The 20513-nt window shown below is 60.8% G+C and carries 20 protein-coding genes; 7 read left to right on the forward strand and 13 right to left on the reverse strand.

Annotation, left to right across the window (positions count from 1 at the left end; all coding sequences use genetic code 11):
* The first annotated feature begins 9 nt into the window (after nt 1-9).
* Entirely contained in the window at nt 10-1197 is a 1188-nt protein-coding gene (locus HKK53_RS30165) for a molybdopterin molybdotransferase MoeA (protein ID WP_169374313.1), read from the forward strand.
* Nucleotides 1198-1261: 64 nt separating this feature from the next.
* Here HKK53_RS30165 and HKK53_RS30170 read toward each other — a convergent pair whose 3' ends face one another.
* A complete protein-coding gene (locus HKK53_RS30170; RefSeq protein WP_237150815.1) occupies nt 1262-1528 on the reverse strand; it encodes a hypothetical protein in 267 nt (88 codons plus the stop codon).
* 233 nt (nt 1529-1761) lie between these two features.
* Here HKK53_RS30170 and yegS point away from each other — a divergent pair, with 233 nt between their 5' ends.
* Nucleotides 1762-2679, forward strand: a complete 918-nt coding sequence (gene yegS, locus HKK53_RS30175; protein ID WP_169374315.1) for a lipid kinase YegS — start codon at nt 1762-1764, stop codon at nt 2677-2679.
* Here the strand turns inward: yegS and HKK53_RS30180 are convergent.
* The 3 genes from HKK53_RS30180 to HKK53_RS30190 all read right to left on the reverse strand — a co-directional run bounded on the left by HKK53_RS30180 (nt 2663) and on the right by HKK53_RS30190 (nt 5199).
* Nucleotides 2663-3322, reverse strand: coding sequence for a response regulator (locus tag HKK53_RS30180; protein WP_169373770.1), 660 nt, complete (start codon nt 3320-3322; stop codon nt 2663-2665). The genes yegS and HKK53_RS30180 overlap by 17 nt on opposite strands.
* Nucleotides 3319-4212: a sensor histidine kinase gene (locus HKK53_RS30185; RefSeq protein ID WP_169374316.1), complete on the reverse strand. Its 894-nt coding sequence runs from the start codon at nt 4210-4212 to the stop codon at nt 3319-3321. The genes HKK53_RS30180 and HKK53_RS30185 overlap by 4 nt, the downstream gene beginning before the upstream one ends.
* 516 nt (nt 4213-4728) lie before the next feature.
* Nucleotides 4729-5199 carry a hypothetical protein gene (locus HKK53_RS30190; RefSeq protein WP_169373771.1) on the reverse strand — a complete coding sequence of 157 codons (471 nt, stop codon included), beginning with the start codon at nt 5197-5199 and terminating at the stop codon, nt 4729-4731.
* A 441-nt stretch (nt 5200-5640) separates the two neighbouring features.
* On the opposite strand from HKK53_RS30190, the gene HKK53_RS30195 reads away from it, so the two are divergent.
* Nucleotides 5641-6576 carry a chemotaxis protein CheV gene (locus tag HKK53_RS30195; RefSeq protein ID WP_133838221.1) on the forward strand — a complete coding sequence of 312 codons (936 nt, stop codon included), beginning with the start codon at nt 5641-5643 and terminating at the stop codon, nt 6574-6576.
* Nucleotides 6577-6667: 91 nt separating this feature from the next.
* Complete coding sequence (locus tag HKK53_RS30200; protein ID WP_169373772.1) at nt 6668-7474, forward strand: MOSC domain-containing protein; 807 nt, start codon at nt 6668-6670, stop codon at nt 7472-7474.
* A 70-nt stretch (nt 7475-7544) separates the two neighbouring features.
* On the opposite strand, the gene ppnP is transcribed toward HKK53_RS30200, so the two are convergent.
* From ppnP to HKK53_RS30240, 8 genes are all read right to left on the reverse strand, one after another.
* The gene (ppnP, locus tag HKK53_RS30205) at nt 7545-7829 is read right to left on the reverse strand and encodes a pyrimidine/purine nucleoside phosphorylase (protein ID WP_054614024.1); all 285 of its coding nucleotides are present in this window, start codon (nt 7827-7829) and stop codon (nt 7545-7547) included.
* 69 nt (nt 7830-7898) lie between these two features.
* Nucleotides 7899-8441: an exonuclease domain-containing protein gene (locus HKK53_RS30210; protein WP_149661812.1), complete on the reverse strand. Its 543-nt coding sequence runs from the start codon at nt 8439-8441 to the stop codon at nt 7899-7901.
* Between the two features lie 71 nt (nt 8442-8512).
* A complete protein-coding gene (locus HKK53_RS30215; protein ID WP_169373773.1) occupies nt 8513-10474 on the reverse strand; it encodes an acetyl/propionyl/methylcrotonyl-CoA carboxylase subunit alpha in 1962 nt (653 codons plus the stop codon).
* Nucleotides 10475-10533: 59 nt separating this feature from the next.
* Complete coding sequence (locus HKK53_RS30220) at nt 10534-11331, reverse strand: enoyl-CoA hydratase/isomerase family protein (RefSeq protein ID WP_169373774.1); 798 nt, start codon at nt 11329-11331, stop codon at nt 10534-10536.
* A complete protein-coding gene (gene atuD, locus HKK53_RS30225) occupies nt 11328-12485 on the reverse strand; it encodes a citronellyl-CoA dehydrogenase (RefSeq protein WP_169373775.1) in 1158 nt (385 codons plus the stop codon). The genes HKK53_RS30220 and atuD overlap by 4 nt, the downstream gene beginning before the upstream one ends.
* 128 nt (nt 12486-12613) lie before the next feature.
* Nucleotides 12614-14230 (reverse strand): geranyl-CoA carboxylase subunit beta, encoded by a 1617-nt coding sequence (gene atuC / locus HKK53_RS30230; RefSeq protein WP_169373776.1) that lies wholly within the window; start codon nt 14228-14230, stop codon nt 12614-12616.
* A 3-nt stretch (nt 14231-14233) separates the two neighbouring features.
* A complete protein-coding gene (locus HKK53_RS30235) occupies nt 14234-15103 on the reverse strand; it encodes an SDR family oxidoreductase (RefSeq protein WP_169373777.1) in 870 nt (289 codons plus the stop codon).
* Nucleotides 15104-15115: 12 nt separating this feature from the next.
* The gene (locus HKK53_RS30240) at nt 15116-16906 is read right to left on the reverse strand and encodes an acyclic terpene utilization AtuA family protein (RefSeq protein ID WP_169374317.1); all 1791 of its coding nucleotides are present in this window, start codon (nt 16904-16906) and stop codon (nt 15116-15118) included.
* A 190-nt stretch (nt 16907-17096) separates the two neighbouring features.
* Here HKK53_RS30240 and HKK53_RS30245 point away from each other — a divergent pair, with 190 nt between their 5' ends.
* The 3 genes from HKK53_RS30245 (at nt 17097) to HKK53_RS30255 (ending at nt 19725) form a co-directional block, all read left to right on the forward strand.
* Nucleotides 17097-17723, forward strand: a complete 627-nt coding sequence (locus tag HKK53_RS30245) for a TetR/AcrR family transcriptional regulator (RefSeq protein WP_202027614.1) — start codon at nt 17097-17099, stop codon at nt 17721-17723.
* A 93-nt stretch (nt 17724-17816) separates the two neighbouring features.
* Nucleotides 17817-18611, forward strand: coding sequence for a substrate-binding periplasmic protein (locus HKK53_RS30250; RefSeq protein ID WP_178117471.1), 795 nt, complete (start codon nt 17817-17819; stop codon nt 18609-18611).
* A 100-nt stretch (nt 18612-18711) separates the two neighbouring features.
* The gene (locus HKK53_RS30255) at nt 18712-19725 is read left to right on the forward strand and encodes a GNAT family N-acetyltransferase (RefSeq protein ID WP_169373778.1); all 1014 of its coding nucleotides are present in this window, start codon (nt 18712-18714) and stop codon (nt 19723-19725) included.
* 135 nt (nt 19726-19860) lie between these two features.
* On the opposite strand, the gene HKK53_RS30260 is transcribed toward HKK53_RS30255, so the two are convergent.
* On the reverse strand, nt 19861-20409 hold the full coding sequence (locus tag HKK53_RS30260) for an RNA polymerase factor sigma-70 (RefSeq protein WP_133838209.1): 549 nt from the start codon (nt 20407-20409) through the stop codon (nt 19861-19863).
* Between the last annotated feature and the right edge of the window lie 104 nt (nt 20410-20513).

Genomic DNA, 20513 nt, shown 5'->3' on the forward strand with positions numbered 1-20513 from the left:
GGCAGCTTGATGCCTGTCGAGGTGGCGCTGGCACGTTTGCTGGAAATGGCCGAAGCGGCGCCGATTCGTGAACGTGAGCGTTTGCCGTTGGCGCAGGTTCAGGGGCGCGTGCTGGCGGAGGATCTGGTCTCGACACTCGATTTGCCGCCCTGGCCCAACAGTGCCATGGACGGCTATGCCTTGCGCGTGGCCGACTGGACCGGTGAACCGTTGGTGGTCAGCCAGAAGATTTTCGCTGGCCAGGCGCCACAACCCTTGCAGCCGGGAACCTGCGCACGCATCTTCACGGGGGCGCCGGTGCCCGAAGGCGCCGATTGTGTCCAGATGCAGGAGAACGCCGAAGTCCAGGTGGACGAGCGTGTGGTGTTCACCGAAACCATGACCCCCGGCCAGAACATTCGGCCGCAAGGCCAGGAAACCACGGTCGGCGAGTTGGTCCTGACGGCGGGCACGCGCCTGGGGCCCATCGAGCAGGGCCTGGCGGCATCCCTGGGATGTGCCGAGCTGGAGGTTGTGCGCAAGGTGCGTGTAGCGGTGCTATCCACCGGCGATGAACTGATCGAACCCGGGCAGGCCCTGGGGCCTGGGCAGATCTACAACAGTAACCGTGTGTTGCTGTGCAGTTGGTTGCAACGCTTGGGGTGTGAAGTGATCGACGCCGGCATCCTGGTGGATGACCTGGCGGTGACTCGCGCTCGCTTGGGTGAACTGACCGATGTCGACCTGATTCTCTCTACTGGCGGTGTCTCGGTGGGCGAAGCCGACTTCCTTGGCATCGCCTTGCGTGAGGAGGGTGAGCTGACCCTGTGGAAGCTCGCCATCAAGCCCGGCAAGCCGCTGACATTCGGGCATTTCCGGGGCGTGCCGGTGATCGGTTTGCCGGGTAACCCGGCCTCGACGCTGGTGACCTTCGCGTTGCTGGCCCGGCCTTATCTGCTGCGGCGTCAAGGTGTCGAAGACGTCGAGCCGTTGAAATTCCAGGTGCCGGCAGGGTTTGTCTGGCCAAAGGCTGGCAATCGACGCGAGTACCTGCGCGGGCGTCTCGAACAGGGTCGGGCAACCACTTACCGGAATCAGAGTTCTGGCGTACTGCGCAGCGCCGCGTGGGCCGAAGGCCTTGTGGAAGTGCTGGAAGGCCGCACCCTGGTCGAGGGCGATTTCGTCAACTTCATTCCCTTGAGTGAAGTCTTGAGCTGATACCTGTCATCGACTGCCCTGCAAGCCCGGTTGATCGAGCCGGGCCTGCCTCTACCCCTGCCGGTTAATGAGACAGAAGTGTCACGACCTGTTCGAACCGGCTGTTGGCGATCCACCCCAGAAGTCCCAGGATCACGCCGAATGCACCGGCAGAGTAGGCCAGTCGGTGCTTGATGGATTTGACGTCGCCACGCACTTCGTCCATGTCCCGGCGGATGTATTTGAGGTGAGTTTCCAGTTCGACGACGCGAGGTTCCAAATCCACTTCTCCACCGGTTTTTGCACCGTGTTTGAACTCGGCTTGATGAGCCCTTAGGGCGTTTGCATTCATTGCGTGCACATCCTTGTGTGTTTGTAGTTGATGATTGAGACCACAGGCCGCCAAGGTGTACCAATCACTTGGTTCGGTCAATTGAGCCGATTCCTCATGTTTTGTAAGAAAAAGTACCGCTCTGTAGGACGCAAAACGCTGTGACTTTGAATTTATTCAAGTTCACCTGACTTTTTTGCCTGCCTGTGAGGTCAACATCTCTCATACGGATGCCAATTATGGGAGTGATCGCTATGGGTGAGCGCAAGGCGCTGTTGATTCTGCATGGCAAGCAGGCACTCAATGAGGATGTCCGCGCGGCAGTTGAAGGCAAGCGCAAGCAGGGGTGGGAGCTGGCCGTTCGGGTGACCTGGGAGGCCGGTGATGCCCGGCGCCTGGTGGATGAGGCGTTGGCCGCCGGTTACCCGCAAGTGATTGCCGGTGGTGGCGACGGCACGTTGCGCGATATCGCCGAAGCCATGGCGGCGCATCCGAACGAGGCCAGCCTGGTGCTGTTGCCTTTGGGCACTGCCAACGATTTCGCACGTGCCGCCGGTATTTCTCTGGAACCTGCCCAAGCCCTGGAGCTGCTGGACAGCGCACCAGTCCCGATCGATCTGGGCGAGGTCGGCGGACAAGTGTTTCTGAATATGGCCACTGGCGGTTTTGGCAGTAACGTTACGGCCAATACCTCGGAAGACCTGAAAAAGATCCTGGGCGGTGCGGCGTACCTGTTCACCGGTTTATCGCGTTTCAGCGAATTGCATGCCGCCTATGGCGAATTGCAGGGGCCGGACTTTCACTGGCGTGGCGAGCTGCTGGCGTTGGGAATCGGCAATGGCCGACAGGCCGGCGGCGGCCGAGTGTTGTGCCCGGAGGCGCTGGCGGACGATGGACTGCTGGATATCAGCATTCTGCCGGCACCGCAGGAGGTGGTCGGCACGTTGAAAAATCTGCTGACCGAGGGCTTCGGCTTCGACAACATGTTCGTGCGCGCCCGTTTGCCGTGGGTCGAGATCAAGGTGTCGGAAGGCCTGCACATCAACCTCGACGGCGAACCCCTGGAGGGTGACAACCTGCGTTTCGAGGCGCGTCCGGCGGCATTGCGCGTGCACTTGCCAGCGGACTCACCGCTGCTGGGCTCATCCCGGGCCGTCAATCATCCAGACTGATGATTTGTTCACGCACGGCGAATAGCACCAGGCCCGCCACGTCGTAGATCTGCAGGCGTTTCATGATCTGCGAGCGGTGGGTTTCGACGGTCTTGATACTCAGGCCCAGGCCGTTGGCGATTTCCCGGGTGGATTTGCCACGTACGATCAATCGCAGGATTTCCAGCTGGCGAGCGGTCAGGTTGTGGGAGTCCGGGATCGGCGCCTGGTTTTTCTGGGTGCGGGTCAGTGCCTGATTGATCACCGTGTGGGCAATCGCCGGGCTCAGGTAGCGTTCGTTGTTGCGCAGGGCGTCCAGGGCGTGTTCGAGCTCGGTGGCGGTGGTGTCCTTGAGCAAGTAGCCATGGGCGCCGGACTCCAGGGCCTGCATGATCAGCGCCGGGTCGGTGTGCATCGACAGGATCAGGACCTTGCTTTGTGGGCGAACCTTTTTAAGGCGCTGCAAGGCTTCGAGGCCGCCGGTCTCCTTCATGGAAATGTCCAGCAGGACGATGTCCGGGGACAGTTGCTCCACCATCTCCAGCAGTTGCGAGCCGTCATTGGCCTCGCCAACTACCGCGTAGCCGGGAATATCCAGCACCAGAGCGCGTACGCCGGCCCGGATAAGCGAGTGGTCATCCACCAGGAGTAAGTTACAAGTCAACGCATAACCTTATTCGTACTGGCCCGTTCGAGCGCGCGGGGCGCCCAGGGGAAAAGTGCTTCGATTTGAGTGCCTTTGCCCGGCTCGCTGGTCACGGCCAAGGTCCCGCCCAATTGTTCGATCCGTTCCGACATCCCGGCCATGCCGCGTTGCCCCTCGCGCCCCGGGTTGGCGGCGGGCGCAAAGCCCAGGCCGTCGTCGCTGATCAGCAGAGTCAGGCCCTGCGGCAGGCGTTGCACGCGCACCAACAGGTTCCTGGCATCGGCATGGCGCAGAATATTGGTCACCGCTTCCTGGGTAATCCGAAAAGCCGCCACGGCCATTTCTTCCGGAATGCCGGTCAGGCGCTGATGGCATTCCAGGCTCCAGTGCACCGAGGTATTGGCCAGGGTCTTGAGCAAATGTGCCCGCAGGCTGGCTTCCAGCCCGAGACTGGTCAACTGCCGGGGGTTGAGAATGGCCGAGACGTCACGCACCTTGGTCAGGGTTTCTTCCAGGGTTTCACAGAGCACCGAGCATTGGCCCTGTAGCTCTTCGGGCAGACGGCGCTTGAGCCATTCGCTTTGCAGTTTGGCCGCCGTCAGCAATTGGCCGATGTCGTCGTGCAACTCGCGGCTGAGCCGATGGCGTTCGTTTTCCTGTACTTGCAGCAGACGGTCGGCCAACTCTTGCGGTTGAAACTTGATCGACTTGCGCGACAGGCGATGCCCGACCCAGACACAGGTCAGTGCTGCCATATTGAGTATCAGCAGGCTCACCGGCAGGAGAGTGGAGAAGCCATAGACCAGCAGACTGCCAAGCGCCGAGCAGGTGCACAGCAACAGCGTGAACCGGCGCGCGTTTTCTCGGGAAGGGGGCCACGTGGTAATTGACTTGAGGCTGGCGTACATAGCAGATGGAGCCAATGGATGTTCGCTGCGGGCAGACCGGCCATGATGGCTGACGGGTCTCTGTCTGAAAAACTGTTGGGTGAATCACCGACTTCAATGGGGCTGACCAGAAGATGAAATCCAGCCATGAAGTTTAGCGGGCTGCTCTCGTCTTGAATCACAGTGCCATTATTAGAAGCCAACTAATGGCCGGGATAATACCACTTAAGATACCGTTGGTCGCGTTTGGTATATATGTCCACGCAGTCAGGAATTATGGAGTTTGGACGTTGGTTCCATAATGGAAAAAGTTGGGTTGCTTGTCGCTCGAATATAGTGAGGACGCCTGAGGTGTTGTTTTTAAAGTCAGGCGATACCTGAGCCCGGGACAGAGAGTCCGCGCTCGACAAGATCAAATAATGTTTATTGAGCTGTCGTTGACAGGTATGAAATATTCAATTGCGACATGGGCATTCAAGTTACTGAGTCGGGGCCGGGCAATACAAGAACCAGGCGACGCACAGTTACCCGGCAAATTTAAGCTTGCCGTTCCGAGAAGGCGACGAGGGTGAGCGGTTTGGCGTGGGCTGGAGGCTGAAACCGGCTTTGTCCGACCTGAAAGGCAAAGGCTTCGATCAGCGACGCCTGTTCGCTGTCATCCAGGCTCAACTGACCGGTTTTGGGATCGATGAGTTCGAGTTGCCAGGCCATCAGTGTGAAGCAGTCTTTCAGTGCATCGAGGGCCTGTTTGTTCAGGGCCATGTGATGTTGGGCATGGTTCAACAGACCATGGATGTGCAGCGAAAACTCCGAAACCGCTTCCAGCGCCAGGGCATCGGCCTTGTTTGCCAGTTTAAGCAGGCTGCTGAGCATGCAGTCGATGGCATCTGTATCGTTGCTGATCAGTTGCAGATGACTGAGGCATTCCTCGGACTTGGCCAGGAGTGTTTCAGCCTCGACGAGAAACTCGGGAAGGCGCTGAGCCCCCTCTTTATGGTCGTTCGGCATGCTTATCTCCACCACGTCACGTCTGATGAGGGAATGTCGTGTGTGTCGATGATCACGCGTTGTTGCCCGAGCACGCTCCGGCCCGCTTTTGCGCGCGCTGGAGAACTTGAGAGGGTGGGGGGCCACTGACCTGCGATCGCACACAAAAGCCTGACTCCGTTCATGCAATGAGAATGGCGTCACATTAATGGCTATTGGATATTGCGAATATCAGGTTGGGCCTGATTGTTACTAGGGGAATCCCTTACACAGGGGAACCTAACGTGCAAACCGAGGTCGCGCGACAGGGAATGAAGCAGATGAAATCACGAGGCCAGTAAAGCATGATGTTAATGTGACATCAATGCCTGAGCGTGGCATTTTGTCTGGGGGTCAAGCTCTAGCAATAACAGCCGATAACCCTCTTTAGTGAATTCATCAGAACAAGCCCAGGAGTCATTGATGGCCGGCATTCTCGACACGGTAGACCAACGCACGCAACTGGTGGGTGAGAATCGCCTGGAAATTCTCATGTTCCGGCTGGCCGGGCGGCAATTGTTCGCGATCAACGTTTTCAAAGTCCAGGAAGTGCTGCAACTGCCGAAGCTGACCCTGATGCCCCAGCGCCATCCGTTTGTCTGCGGTGTGGTCAACCTGCGTGGCCAGACGCTGCCGGTGATCGACCTGTCCCAGGCCATCGGCATGCGTCCGTTGGTGCCCAGCCCCACCAGCACCATCATCGTTACCGAGTACAACCGCTCGGTGCAGGCGTTCCTGGTCGGTGGCGTGGACCGCATCGTCAACATGAACTGGGAAGCCATTCTGCCGCCGCCGACCAGCGCCGGTCGCCAGCACTACCTGACCGCCATCAGCAAGGTCGATGACCAGTTGGTGGAAATCATCGACGTGGAAAAAGTCCTCGCCGAAATCGTCCCGTACAACGCCAAGGTGTCCAAGGAAAAACTGGATGACCCGGTGCTGGAACGCGCCCGTGGCCGTGAAGTGCTGCTGGTGGACGACTCGAACGTGGCGCTCTCGCAATTGCGCGACACCCTCGGTCAGTTGGGCGTGAAGATGCACATCGCCAGCGACGGCCTGAAGGCCCTGAACATGCTCAAGGCCTGGGCCGATACCGGCGTGGTCATGACCGACAAACTGCTGATGATTTTCACCGACGCCGAAATGCCGGAAATGGACGGCTACCGCCTGACCACCGAGATCCGTAACGACCCGCGTCTGCGAGGTCTCTACGTGGTCCTGCACACCTCGTTGTCCGGCAGTTTCAACGACTCGATGGTGAAGAAGGTCGGCTGCGACAACTTCCTCTCCAAGTTCCAGCCGGACAAACTCGTCGACGTGGTGCGCCAGCGCCTGATGCTCGACGAAGTGCCGGCCTGATCCCGACGCCGAAGGCTGGCATCGCGTCAGCCTTTGATTCAGCGATCAAGCTCGTATAGGGTGGCGTTTTTTGCCCACCAGGGAGCTGGCCATGTTGCGTCTGAGCGCGCTTTACCGTTATCCGTTGAAATCCGGCAAGGGCGAGCCCCTGCAACAGGTCAGCCTCGACAAACTGGGTCTGGACGGGGATCGACGCTGGATGCTGGTGGACGAAGCCAGCGGGCGCTTCCTGACCCAACGCGCGGTGGCGCAGATGAGCCAGCTGTCGGCGCTGTGGAATGCCGACGGAGGCTTGACCCTCAACGCCCCAGGCCATTCACCGATTGATATCGCCTTGCCCGGCAGCGACGCCGAACTGCGCGGCGTGACCATTTGGCGCGACACCTTGCGCGTGCCCGATGCTGGCGACGCGGCGGGGGCGTGGGTCAGTGAGTTCATCGGCAAGCCGACGCGATTGGTGCAAGTGCCGCTGGATCGCGCGCGCACCACCCAGTCAGGCTACGGCAAGGAAGACGATCAGGTGGCCTTCGCCGATGGCTTTCCGCTGTTGTTGATCGGCCAGGCGTCACTGGAAGACCTGTCGCAGAAGGTTGGGCGACCATTGGAAATGCTGCGCTTCCGGCCGAACCTGGTGATTGAGGGCAGCGAAGCCTACGCGGAGGATGGCTGGAAACGCATTCGCATCGGTGATGTCGAGTTCCGCGTGGTCAAGTCGTGTTCGCGATGCATCCTGACCACCATCGATCCGCAGACCGGCGTGCGTAGCGATGATCGTGAGCCCCTGGCCACGCTGCAAAAGTATCGGGCCGAGGCGGACGGTGCGATGTTCGGCCAAAACCTGGTCAACGACAGCAATGGTCGACTGGCAGTCGGCATGCCGGTGACGATCCTCGAATAGCCGTCCCTGAATGAAAAATGCCCGTGTCATTGGACACGGGCATTTTTTTGTCGCTGTGAAACCCGGGGGTTTAGCCGCGGTATTCGCACAGGTAAGCGGTGTCGACGGCCACTTTCAGCTGGAATTTGCTGTTGGCCGGCACGTTGAACTGGCTGCCGGCGGCGAAGGTTTCCCAGTCGCTGCTGTCCGGCAGTTTGACGGTCAGCGCGCCGGTCACCACGTGCATGATTTCACGCTGGCTGGTACCGAATTCGTATTCGCCCGGGGCCATGACGCCGATGGTCGCCGGACCTTCAGCGGTGCCGAAAGCGATCGACTTGACGGTGCCGTCGAAGTACTCGTTGACTTTAAACATGGGCGATTCCTCGAAAAGGGCTGAAAAGGGCCGGCCAGTATGCACAACACCCCTGGCGCCGTCACCTTCCTAGAGGGGCAGCACCAGCGGTAATAGCCGCGCGGTATTGCGCGCATCTTCCAGCGCTCGATGCTGTTGCCCATTGAATTGCATGCCCGCCAGTTGCAGCGCACCGTTGAGCCCCAGCGGGCGCTCCAGCCGTCGCGCCTTGGCGAAACGCTGCTTGAGGTTCATGTGCGGCACCTGGCTCAGGAAGCTGTCGAGTTGCAGGCGTTGCCATTCCTGTAGCAGTTGTTTGCGATCGTAATCGCCCCAACTGGCCCAGCCTTCCAGGCGCGAATGATGCTGGCCGAGCCAGCGTTCGAACGCCGGCCAGACCTCGGTCAAGGGCTGCGCGGTATCGATATTGGCCTGGGTGATGTGGGTCAGCTCCCGACAAAACGGCGTCAGCAGAGGCCGGCGCGTCGGGCGTACGAAGCGCTGGAACTGGTCCAGCTCTCGACCTTTTCGGTCCACCAGGGTGGCGCCGATTTCGATGATTTCCATTTCTGTAACTGGCCAGCCGCCCTCATCGGTGGTGGCTTCCAGATCAATGACCAACCAGTGAGGCATCGCAGGGTTCCTGGTATCCGCGTGCTGATAGGGCTTGAGCGTAGCCAAACCCGGCGGATCCGCCTAGCGCCTTATTCGACCTCCAACAAAATCTGACGATTTTTTACCTGATCGCCGACCCGGACCTGCAACCGTTTAAGCACGCCGTCGATGCCGGCTTTGAGCGGATGCTCCATTTTCATCGCCTCCAGCACCACCAAGAGCTGACCCTTGCTGACCGGGCTGCCCTCACTGACCAGCACATCGACGATCGCCCCGTCCATCGGCGCCTTGAGCGTGCCGGAGCTGACGCTGGCCTGGCTGCTGACCGGCGCCTGAGTGCGATCTTCCAGTCGCAGGCTGCCAGGTCGGGTGAACAACCACAGTTGCCCGGCGTCGAGGCGATAGGCATGACACTGACGAATGCCGTCGATTTCCAGGGTGGCCTGGCTTGTGTCGCAGTGGATGAGCTTCAGTTCGAGCGTCCGTGCGCCCACCTGAAGCCGGTAGGGCTCGCCCGGTATCGCGTTCAGCTCCACTGTCCAGTCCTGATCTTCCATGCCGAGGCGATAGTGCAGCGGCACGCTGGCGTTGTTTCGCCACCCTGCCAGCGGAGCAGGGTGATGTTGCGCTGAGGCCTGATAGAGCAGCGCCGCCGCGATGGCCAGTTCTTCGGCGCTCGGGACGTGGGCTTGCAGGCAAGGATGGTCGACAAAGTGCGTCGGGATAAACCCGGTGCTGAACTCGCCACTGATAAATTGCGGGTGTTGCAGCAGGCTGGCGAGCAGACGTTGATTGCTTTGCACGCCCAACAGCACGCTGTCTTGCACCGCCCGCAACAATTTGCGCCGGGCTTCTTCGCGGGTGGCGCCGTGGGCGATAAGCTTGCCGAGCAGCGGGTCGTAGAAAGGACTGATGTGCTGGCCTTCGATCAGGCCATGGTCGATGCGCACGTCACCGTGCAACGCCGGTTCCCAGGCACTGATCTGCCCGGTCTGCGGCAGGAAACCCTGCGCCGGGTCCTCGGCGTACAGGCGCACTTCCAGGGCATGTCCGTTGAGCTGCACCTCCTCCTGGCGTAGCGGCAGCGGCAGGCCTTCGGCAACATGGAGCTGCCAGGCCACCAGGTCGAGGCCGGTGATCAGTTCGGTCACCGGGTGTTCCACTTGCAGCCGGGTGTTCATCTCCAGAAAGTAAAACTGCCCGCGCGCATCGAGCAGGAACTCCACCGTGCCGGCGCCGACGTAGTTCACCGCGCGGCCCGCCTTGAGCGCCGCTTCGCCCATGGCCTGGCGCAGTTCGGCGGTCATCACCGGGCAGGGCGCTTCCTCGATGATTTTCTGGTGCCGGCGCTGGATCGAACAGTCGCGTTCGCCGAGGTAGATCAGGTTGCCATGCTGGTCGCCGAACACTTGAATTTCGACGTGGCGGGGATCGATCAGCGCCTGTTCGAGGATCAGTTCATCGCTGCCAAACCCGTGCAGGGCTTCAGATCGCGCGGTGCGCAGTTGCGCCAGCAAATCACTGGCGTCGTGTACCAGGCGCATGCCGCGCCCGCCACCCCCGGCACTGGCCTTGATCATCAGCGGATAGCCGATGCGTTCGGCTTCGCGACTCAGGGTGGCGTCGTCCTGTTCAGCGTCCTGATAGCCTTTGATGCAAGGTACACCGGCCGCGAGCATGGCGAGTTTCGACAGGCGCTTGCTGCCCATCAACTCGATGGCGTCGGGGCTGGGGCCGATGAAGGTGATATCGGCCTCTCGGCAGGCGAGGGCGAAGCCGGCGTTTTCCGAGAGAAAACCGTAGCCGGGGTGGATTGCATCAGCGCCGGTGCGGCGGGCGGCATCGATGATGGCCGGGATGTTCAGGTACGACTGCTGCACCGGGGCCGGACCGATGTTGACGGCTTCGTCGGCCATTTGTACGTGCAGGGCATCGGCGTCGGCATCGCTGAAGACGGCGACGGTGCGGTAACCCAGGGCCTGGGCGGTGCGCTGGATGCGGCAGGCGATTTCTCCGCGGTTGGCGATCAGGATTTTGCTCAGTCCGGGCATGTTTTACTCCCTTGTTTTTGCGGTGGATGTGATGGCCTCTTCGCGGGCAAGCCTTGCTCCTACAAAGCCCACCCCGGTTTACGCTTTTGCACGAAGGCCATCGTCCCCTCGACCCCTTCAACCCCGGTCACCGCTTCACTGAACCACTGCGCCGCCTGATCCAGCAACGCATCGGCAGGTTGCCCGGCACTCGCCAGCAACAGTTTTTTCGTCAATGCATTTGCCCCTGGTGCGCAGCACAATACATGGGCCAACACCTCTTCGAGGCGCTCGGCCAAGGCTTGCGGATCGTGTTCGACAAAATGCACCAGACCCAGGCGTTTTGCCTGGGTGCCGTCGAACCGCGCCGCCGTCAGGGCCAGCCGTCGAGCCTGGGTCAGGCCGATGCGCTGGACCACAAAGGGCGCGATCTGCGCCGGCAGCAGGCCGAGGCTGGTTTCTGGCAAACCGAATTGCGCCAGATGATCGGCCAGCGCGACGTCGCTGACGCAAGCGAGGCCGAAACCACCGCCGAGCACTGCGCCTTGCAGCACGGTGATGACCACTTGCGGCGCGTGTTGTACCTCTTGCAGCAGCGCACCAAACGCGCGGTTCAAGTCGCGATAAGCTTCCGGCCCTTGAGCTCGGGCGTTGGCCATGTCCTTGATGTCGCCGCCGGCGCAGAAGTGCCCGCCGGCACCTCCGATCACCAAGGCCCGAACGGCCTGGTCATCGCGTACCGTCGCCAGCACTTCTCGCAATTCGGCGACCATCTGCAGGCTCATGGCATTGCGGCTTTCCGGGCGATTGAGGGTGATGTGCAGCACGCCGTTGTGCAGTTCGAGCAACAGCGTCTGGCAAACCGGCAGGCTATTCATTTCTTTTTCCCCGGCAGGGTGCCCATGAGTTTGCAGATGATCCCCAGCATGATTTCGTCGGCGCCGCCGCCAATCGATACCAGCCGCACATCGCGATAGGCCCGGGCCACCGGGTTGTCCCACATGAAGCCCATGCCGCCCCAATATTGCAGGCAACTGTCGCTGACTTCCCGCCCCAGACGACCGGCCTTCAGTTTGGCCATCGACGCCAGGCGCGTGACGTCCTGGCCTTTGATGTACTGCTCGGTGGCCTGATAGACCAGCGCCCGCAGGCATTCGATTTCGGTTTGCAGCTCGGCCAGACGGAAGTGAATCACTTGGTTGTCGATCAGTGCATTGCCGAAAGTCTTGCGTTCCTTGCAGTACTCGATGGTGCTGTCGATGCAGTACTCCAGGCCCTTGATCATGTTCGCCGCGCCGAACAGGCGTTCCTCCTGGAACTGCAACATCTGCATCATGAACCCCGCGCCTTCATGGCCGATGCGATTGCGCTGGGGCACGCGCACGTTGTCGAAAAACACCTGGGCAGTTTCCGAACTGCGCATGCCGAGCTTGTCCAGGTGCGAACTCAGGCTGATGCCTGGCGTGTTCATCGGCACCATGATCAGCGACTTGTTGACGTGGGGTTTGTCGTCCGAGGTATTGGCCAGCAGGCAGATAAAATCGGCGCTTGGAGAGTTGGTGATCCACATCTTGCTGCCGTTGATCACGTAGTCGTCGCCGTCCTTGCGCGCGGTGGTTTTCAGTCCGGCGACATCGGAGCCTGCGCCGACTTCCGAGACGCCGATGCAACCGACTTGCTCGCCGCTGATCGCCGGGCGCAGGAATTCTTCACGCAGTTCATCGGAGCCGAAGCGGGCGAGGGCCGGGGTACACATGTCGGTCTGCACGCCGATGGACATCGGAATCCCACCACAATGAATGGTGCCGAACTCTTCGGCGGCGACGATCGAATAGCTGTAGTCGAGGCCCATGCCGCCAAACTTCTCTGGTTTGGAGATGCCGAGCAAACCGAGGTCGCCGGCCTTGCGGAAAATCTCATGGATCGGAAAACGTCCGGCCTTTTCCCATTCCTCGACGTGCGGGTTGATCTCGTGATCGACGAATTGGCGAACGGTACGGCGCAGTGCTTCGTGTTCCTGGGTGAAGATCATTTTTATTGTTCTCCTTATATCCATGATCGTTCCCACGCTCAGCGTGGGAACGCCTCTATGGACGCTCTGCGTCCGCTTTGGGACGCGGAGCGTCCCGGGCTGCATTCCCACGCAGAGCGTGGGAACGATCAAAATCTGGCTACACCAAAACTGTTGGCTTGCAGCGACCGCATTTCGGCCTCGTGGCAAATGTCCAGCAAATAGCCGAGTAATGTCCGGGTATCCCGCGGATCGATCAGCCCGTCGTCCCACAAACTGGCGCTGCCGTAGAGCGCGGTGGACTGGCTGTCGAGTTTCTGTGCGGTGACCTGCTCCAGCATGTCGAGCATTTTCGGGTCCGGCACCAAGCCGTCCTTGAGCTGCTTGGCCTCGGTGACGATCCGCAGCACTTTGCCGGCCTGCGCACCGCCCATCACGGCGGTGCGGCTGTTGGGCCAGGCGAAGATGAAGCGTGGATCGAGACCGCGACCGCACATCGCGTAGTTGCCGGCCCCGTAGGAACCGCCGACGACGATGGTCAGTTTCGCCACCCTGGCGTTGGCCACCGCCTGGATCATCTTCGCGCCATGCTTGATCACCCCTTGCTGCTCTGACTCGGTGCCGACCATGAACCCGGTGGTGTTGTGGAAAAACAGCAACGGCGTCTGGCTCTGGTCGCACAGCTGGATAAACTGCGCCGCCTTGCTCGCGCCCTTCGGCGTGATCGGGCCGTTGTTGCCAATGAAGCCGCAGGCGCGACCCTGGATTTTCAGGTGGCCGCAGATCGTCTGCTGATCGAACTCGCCCTTGAATTCAAGGAAGTTCGAAGCGTCGGCAATCCGGGCGATGATTTCGCGCACGTCGTAGGGTTTTTTCGGGTCATCCGGGATCAGCCCCAGCAGCTCATCGATGGGGTAGAGCGGTTCCTTCCACTGCGGTTCGGGTAGCCAGGGCAACTGCTCGTTCCATGACAACAGGCTGACAATCTCCCGCACCAGGCGCACGCCGTCGGCATCGTTTTCAGCCAGGTATTCCGCAGTGCCAGCGGTTTGTGCGTGCATTTCGGCGCCACCCAGTTCTTCATCGGTGGCCACTTCACCCGTGGCGGCTTTCAGCAACGGCGGGCCGGCGAGAAACAGCTTGGCCTTGCCGCGCACCACCACCACGTAATCCGACAACCCCGGCTGATAGGCGCCGCCCGCCGTAGCCGAGCCATGTACCACGGTGATCTGCGGCAAGCCCATGGCCGACATCCGCGCCTGATTGGCAAAGCTGCGCGCACCCTCAATGAAAATCTCGGCGGCGTAATTGAGGTTGGCGCCGCCGCTCTCGGCAAGGGTGATCACCGGCAGTTTGTTTTCCAGGGCGATCTGTTGCAGGCGCAGGGATTTTTTCAAACCGCTGGGGGAAATGGTCCCGCCCTTGATCGCGCTGTTGTTCGCCACCACCAGTACCCGCACGCCGGACACGTAACCGATCCCGGCAATCAGCCCGCCGCCGGCCGAACTGCCGTCCTTGTCGTCGTGCAGCTTGTAGCCGGCCAGGCTCGCCAGTTCGAGGAACGGTGCGCCGGGGTCGAGCAGCAAATTAAGGCGTTCACGGGGCAGCAGTTGGCCGCGCTTGTCGAATTTGGCCTTGGCTTCGGCGGCCTTGTTCAGCAGGTTCTGTTCAAGCTCACGGACCTGCTCGATACCCACCAGCATCGCCGCACGGTTTTGCGCGAACTGTTCGCTGAAAGGGTCGATTTGCGACTGGATCACCGGCATGGCTTATTCCTTGTCTTTCAATACATCGGGCAAGTACGCGCGATGAAAACCATTGAACGACTCACTGTTTTGCGCTTTGTGAATCGGCCACGCCCGACCGCCCAGGCTCGCGGCCCCATCAATGCGCAACGTACTGCCGCTGACAAATGCCGCCGCCGGGCTGAGCAGGAACACAATCGCCGCGCTCACTTCCGATTCGGTGCCGATACGCTTGAGCGGCACGTGTTCGCGCAACGTAGGGATCACCGCTTTGAACGCGCCTTCGTAGGTGTCCATGCCACTGGAGGCAATCCAGCCCGGCGCCACGGCATTGACCCGCACCCCGGCATAACCCCATTCGAACGCGGCGGTCTTGGTCAGGTTGTCCATGCCAGAGCGTGACGCCCCCGAATGGCCCATGCCGGGCATACCGCCCCACATGTCGGCGAGCATGTTGACGATGGCCCCGCCGTGCTTGCTCATGGATTGATTGAACACTTCCCGGGCCATCAGAAAACCGCCGACCAGGTTGGTGCGCATCACGGTTTCGAAACCCTTCTGGTTGATCGAGGCCAACGGCGACGGGAACTGGCCGCCGGCATTGTTGACGAGGCCATGAATCGGTCCGAACAGGCGGATCAACTCGCTGACCAGATGCTTGACCGCTTCTTCCTCACGAATATCGCAGGTCTTCCAGTCAGCCTTGCCGCCGTCCTCGGCGATCTCGGTGGCGACGTTGCGCAGTTTGTCGGCGTTGCGCCCCACCAGCAGCACATGGGCGCCGAGGGCCGCCAGTTCGTGGGCGGTGCAACGGCCGATGCCGCTGCCGCCGCCGGTGACGATGATGGTTTGGCCGGCAAACAGATCGGCTTTGAAAATCGAGTCGTAAGCCATGGCAGCGGTCCTCTAGTTGACCTGGTCGGCGATGCCCTGGGGCACCGGAATCTGGATCTCCAGCAGTTGTTGGGCGAAGGCCTTGCCTTGCGGATCGATCCGCAGGCTGGCCACGCCGCCACCGCCGAGGGCGTTTTCCAGGAGGAAATTCAAGCTGTGGGTGCCGGGCAGGTACCAGCGCTCGACACGGCCGTGGACCGGGTCGAGCACATGGCTCATCCAGTCGACGATCACCTCCGGCGTCAGTGCTTCGGCGATCCATGGCAGGAATTGCGGCTGCCGTGCCATGACCCCGATGTTGCTGTGATTGCCCTTGTCACCGGAGCGCGCCACCGCGAGTTTGATCAGTGCCACGCTGGCGTCGGCCCGCTCGGTGGGTTGGGGTGGTTCAATCGGCACGGGCAGATCAGCGGGATCGAGTGTATCGAGGGCGGGCAGGGTGCAGGGATGGCGCTGGCCGTTCAGGTCAATTTCCAGCGTGCAGGCCGTTTTGTCGATCAGGAACGAGAACAGCCGGATCAACGGATACACGGTCGGTCGTCCACCGACGATCCCGGTCAATCCCGGGGCCATGCCAGTGGCGGCCTGGGCGATTTCCCGGGAGAACACGATCAACGCCTGTTTACTCGGGTGGCGCACGGCAAGTTTGATCACCACTTCGCGGCTGTCCTGGCGTTGGCCGTGGGCACCGTAGGTGGCCTCGCTGCCGAGCAGCTCGATGTTCACTTCGCTGTAGGGCGCCCAGCCGCGCTGGCTGAAAATCTGCGACGTCTTGTTGATGATCGCTTCGCTGACCCGTCGCGCCTTGTCCACCGCGTCAATGCCGGCGATCAGGCAACTGGCGGTGCAGCGGAAACCGTCGGGGTAGGTGGCGCTGACTTTGTATTGATCGGTCGGCGGCAGGCCTTTGGCGCCGTGGACTTGCACTACATTCTTGCCCTGTTGCTGAAGTTTGACCTGACTGAAATCGCAGACCACGTCCGGCAACAGATAGGCCTGCGGATCGCCGATTTCATAGAGCATCTGCTCGCCGACGGTCAGTGGCGTGACCAGCCCACCGGAGCCTTCGGGTTTGCTGACGAGGAACTGGCTGTCGGCACTGACTTCGACGATGGGGAAACCGATGTGCTCGTAGTCGGGCACCTCGCGCCAGTCGGTGAAGTTGCCGCCGGTGCACTGGGCGCCGCATTCGATGATGTGCCCAGCCAATGCAGCCTGGGCCAGTTTGTCGTAGTCGTGCCACGACCAGCCGAACTCATGCACCAGCGCGGCGCTGACCACGGCGCTATCAACCACCCGGCCGGTGATGACGATGTCCGCTCCCAGGCGCAGGGCTTCGACGATGCCCGGCGCACCGAGATAAGCATTTGTGGACACACACAGCGGCGGCAACGGCGCGCCGCTGAACATTTCGCGGATGCCCTGGCTACCGAGTGGTTTGAATTGCGGTTGCAGGTCGTCGCCCAGCAGCACGGCAATCTTCAGTGCCACCCCGGCCTTGTCGCACGCCGTTTGCAGGGCGGCGGCACAAGCCTGCGGGTTGACCCCGCCGGCGTTGCTGATGACGCGAATCTTCTGTTCGGCGAGTTGCGACAACAAAGGACTGAGGACTTCGATGAAGTCGCTGGCGTAGCCGGCCTGGGGATCTTTCATCCGCGCGCCGGCCATGATCGACATCGTAATTTCGGCCAGGTAATCGAACACCAGATAGTCCAGGCGCCCGCCTTGCACCAGTTGCGCGGCGGCGGTGCAGGTGTCGCCCCAGAAGGCGCTGGCGCAACCGATGCGGATTGTTTTTGGCACAGTCAACCCCATGCTCAGCTCCGACAGAAGTGGCTCGAGACTACCAAGCAAGCGCTTGGTTTGTAAACGCCTGAAATATCTTCGCCCCAAGCGCTTGCTTGGTCGCTCTCGCCAGCTTAAATTGCCCGCGCAACCCCGCTGTTTTAGCGGCGAAGGGCGCATTTGACTGAACGACTGTAGGAGAGAACGGGTGGACGAGCAAAAAGCCCTGGGGGTGATGCGCGAATTGGTCGACAACGGCCAATTGACCGACCCGGACAGCGCCCGCGGCAAACTGCTGCAAGTGGCGGCTCACCTGTTCCGCAATAAAGGCTATGAACGCACCACGGTGCGCGACCTGGCCAGTGCGGTGGGCATTCAGTCGGGCAGTATTTTCCACCACTTCAAAAGCAAGGACGAAATCCTGCGCGCGGTGATGGAGGAAACCATTCGCTACAACACCGCGTTGATGCACGCCGCCCTGGCCGAGGCCGACAGCGTGCGCGAACGGGTGCTGGCGCTGATTCGCTGCGAATTGCAGTCGATCATGGGCGGTAGCGGCGAAGCCATGGCGGTGCTGGTCTACGAATGGCGTTCGCTGTCCGAAGACGGGCAGGTGCAGGTGCTGGCGCTGCGAGACATTTATGAAGCGATCTGGCTGCAGGTGCTGGGGGAGGCCAAGAACGCCGGTTTTATCCGGGGTGATGTGTTCATCACCCGGCGGTTCCTGACGGGCGCCTTGTCCTGGACCACCACCTGGTTTCGCGCCGGCGGCAGCATGAGCCTGGAGCAATTGGCCGAAGAGGCGTTGATTCTGGTGCTTGAAGAGAAGCCATGAGCCGTCTATCTCGACGATAAACTGGCTAAGTAGGCGAAACCGCCTAGCTTGAATGCATTGATGCGTATTTTATTTGGGGAGTGGGTTGTTTTGATGTCTTCGCCAATGTGGACGGTGTCGCGGCTTTTGCTGGCGGCATTTGCGGTGCTATGGGTGTTGCCGTCCCAGGCGGCGCAACAGGTACGGGTCGGTGCCGCGCATTTCCCGCCTTACACCGTGCGCCCGGAGTCCGGCGCCGATACTGGCCTGTTGCCGCAACTGGTGGAAGCCCTGAACCAGTTGCAAACCGATTACCAGTTCGTGCTGGTGCCCACCTCGATTCCCCGGCGTTTCGGCGATTTCAAGCAAGGTCGAGTGGACATGGCCATCTTCGAAAACCCGGATTGGGGTTGGAAGGACATTCCTCACACCACCGTTGACATGGGCCTGGAAGACGCCGAGATTTTTGTCGCGCAACGCAAGCCCGAGCGCCGCGAGAGTTATTTTGCCGACCTCGCGGGCAAGCGTCTGGCCTTGTTCAGTGGGTACCACTACGAATTCGCCAACTTCAATGCCGACCCGAAATTCCTCGCGCAGAATTTCAATGCCACGCTGACCTATTCTCATGACAGCAATTTGCTGATGGTCTTGCGGGATCGCGCCGATATCGCCCTGGTTACGCGCTCCTATCTGAGTGATTACCTGCTGCGCAACGAGCAAGTCGCTGATCAGTTGCTGGTGTCCCAGCGCATCGATCAGGTCTATCACCACTACGCGCTGCTCAGCCCGGCCGCGCCGATCAGCGGCCCGGCATTCAGCAAATTGCTGCAAGGCTTGCGCGACAACGGCCAACTGTTGAAGATTTTTGAGCCGTACAAGATCGCGGTGGTGCCGGTGCCAAAGTCCTGAAAACCTGCCGCAGGTCGCGGATTTAACGAGTTCGCTTAAATTTCCCGCCCCGGCTCACGTCACATCGTTGAACTGTCGACGATTACTGTGAGCCCGACCCATGTCCAATCTGAATGACCTGACTGCCCTGGCCTTGCCGTCAGGGCGCAGTCTTGTAGCCGATGAAACCGAAAGCCGCCTGAGCCTCAGCCTCGAAGGCCAGCCGCTGATCCGCTTGCGCCTGAGCCGCGAACCCGAGTTGCACATCGAAGTCGACGAACGCTTCGGCTTGCCCGCCGGTCAAGCCTTCTGGGCGTCTTGCTATTGGTTGTTTGCCCGGGATCCGGCTTGCCAGCGCCTGACCTGGCGCCTGGACGAGGCGCCCACCGAAGCCCTGTTCAGCGGTTTGCTGATCCCGACCGAAACGGCGGGCGAGTACCGCTGCGAACGCACGCTGTTCTGGCAATTGCCACAGCCGTGGCTCGGCGAATCGCTGACCGGCAGCTATCCGCAGCAGATGGTCATCAGCGGCGGCAAGCGTCATCCGTTGCGCCCGGCCAAGCCGCGCGGCGAAGTCTATCGACGTTTCGACGCGCGTCTCGGCGCGTGGGTGTCGTTGCGCACGGTAGAAATCGAACAGGACCTGACGCGTTTCAATCGCTGGCAGAACAGCCCGCGGGTGGCCAGTTTCTGGCAGGAAGAGGGCAGTCTCGAAAAGCATCGCGAATACCTGAGCAAGCTCGACGCCGACCCGCACACCCTGACGCTGATTGGTTGTTTCGATGATCAGCCGTTCGCTTACTTCGAAGCCTACTGGGCCAAGGAAGATCGCATCGCGCCGTTCTACGACGCCGGCGATTACGACCGCGGCATTCACATGCTGGTGGGTGAAGAAGCGCACCGTGGCCCGCACAAGGTGGCGAGCTGGTTATCGGCGCTGGTGCATTACCTGTTTCTGGATGATCCGCGCACCCAGCGCGTGGTGGCCGAGCCGCGCGCTGATAACGCGAAGATGATCGGGCACATGCACAACCAGTGTTTCCACTGCGAGAAAGAATTCGACTTCCCGCACAAGCGCGCGGCGTTGATGGTGTTGGGGCGTGAGCGGTTTTTTGATCGGTGCACGTTGGCGTGAGGTGTAAGGCGCAAGATCCGTTGCGGTCTTGAGCCAGCCTTCGCGGGCAAGCCTCGCTCCTACAGGTGTGCGGTTGGCGCAAAACCTGTAGGAGCGAGGCTTGCCCGCGAACGGGGGCGACGAAAAATTCAACTCTTAACGACGGGCAAATGTATCCGCGCGACTGCCCGACACTTTGCGGCAATGCACCAGCGCATCGCGAATCATGAAGTTCACCAGGGTCGGCGAGACGCCAAGTTCCTTGGCGATGTCCTTTTGCGGCACGCCGTGCAAACGGTACATCTCGAACGCGTAGCGCGTGCGGCTCGGCAGCTCGGTCAGCGCGTCGGCGATGTGCTCCAGGGTCGAGAAATTGATGTGCGAGGTTTCCGGTGAAGCGCCCTGGATCACCACGTTCAGGCCTTCCTCTTCAGGGCCGGAATACTTCAGCTCCAGCGCCTGTTTGCGGTAGTGGTCGATCGCCAGGTTGCGCACGATCTGGAACAGATAGCTGAGCTGAGCCTTGAACGACGACGTGATCTGCGGCGCCGATTGCAGCCGGAAAAACGCATCTTGCACCACGTCCTCAGCCCGCGACCGGCAGCCCGTAATGCGGGCTGCAATTTTGACCAGAATCAGTCGATTGTCGACAAAGGCCTGAAGTAGCGGTGAATCGCACCTGCTTGTGGATACTTGTTCCGTCATGGAAATCACCTTGCTGCAAATAGGGTTGCGGGACGACAAGCGTTTGGGAGCCGTCCTACACATCGAGCGACAAATTATGTTGAATGATAATGATTGTCAATTGA

The sequence above is a fragment of the Pseudomonas sp. ADAK7 genome (genome assembly GCF_012935675.1).
Taxonomy (GTDB): domain Bacteria; phylum Pseudomonadota; class Gammaproteobacteria; order Pseudomonadales; family Pseudomonadaceae; genus Aquipseudomonas.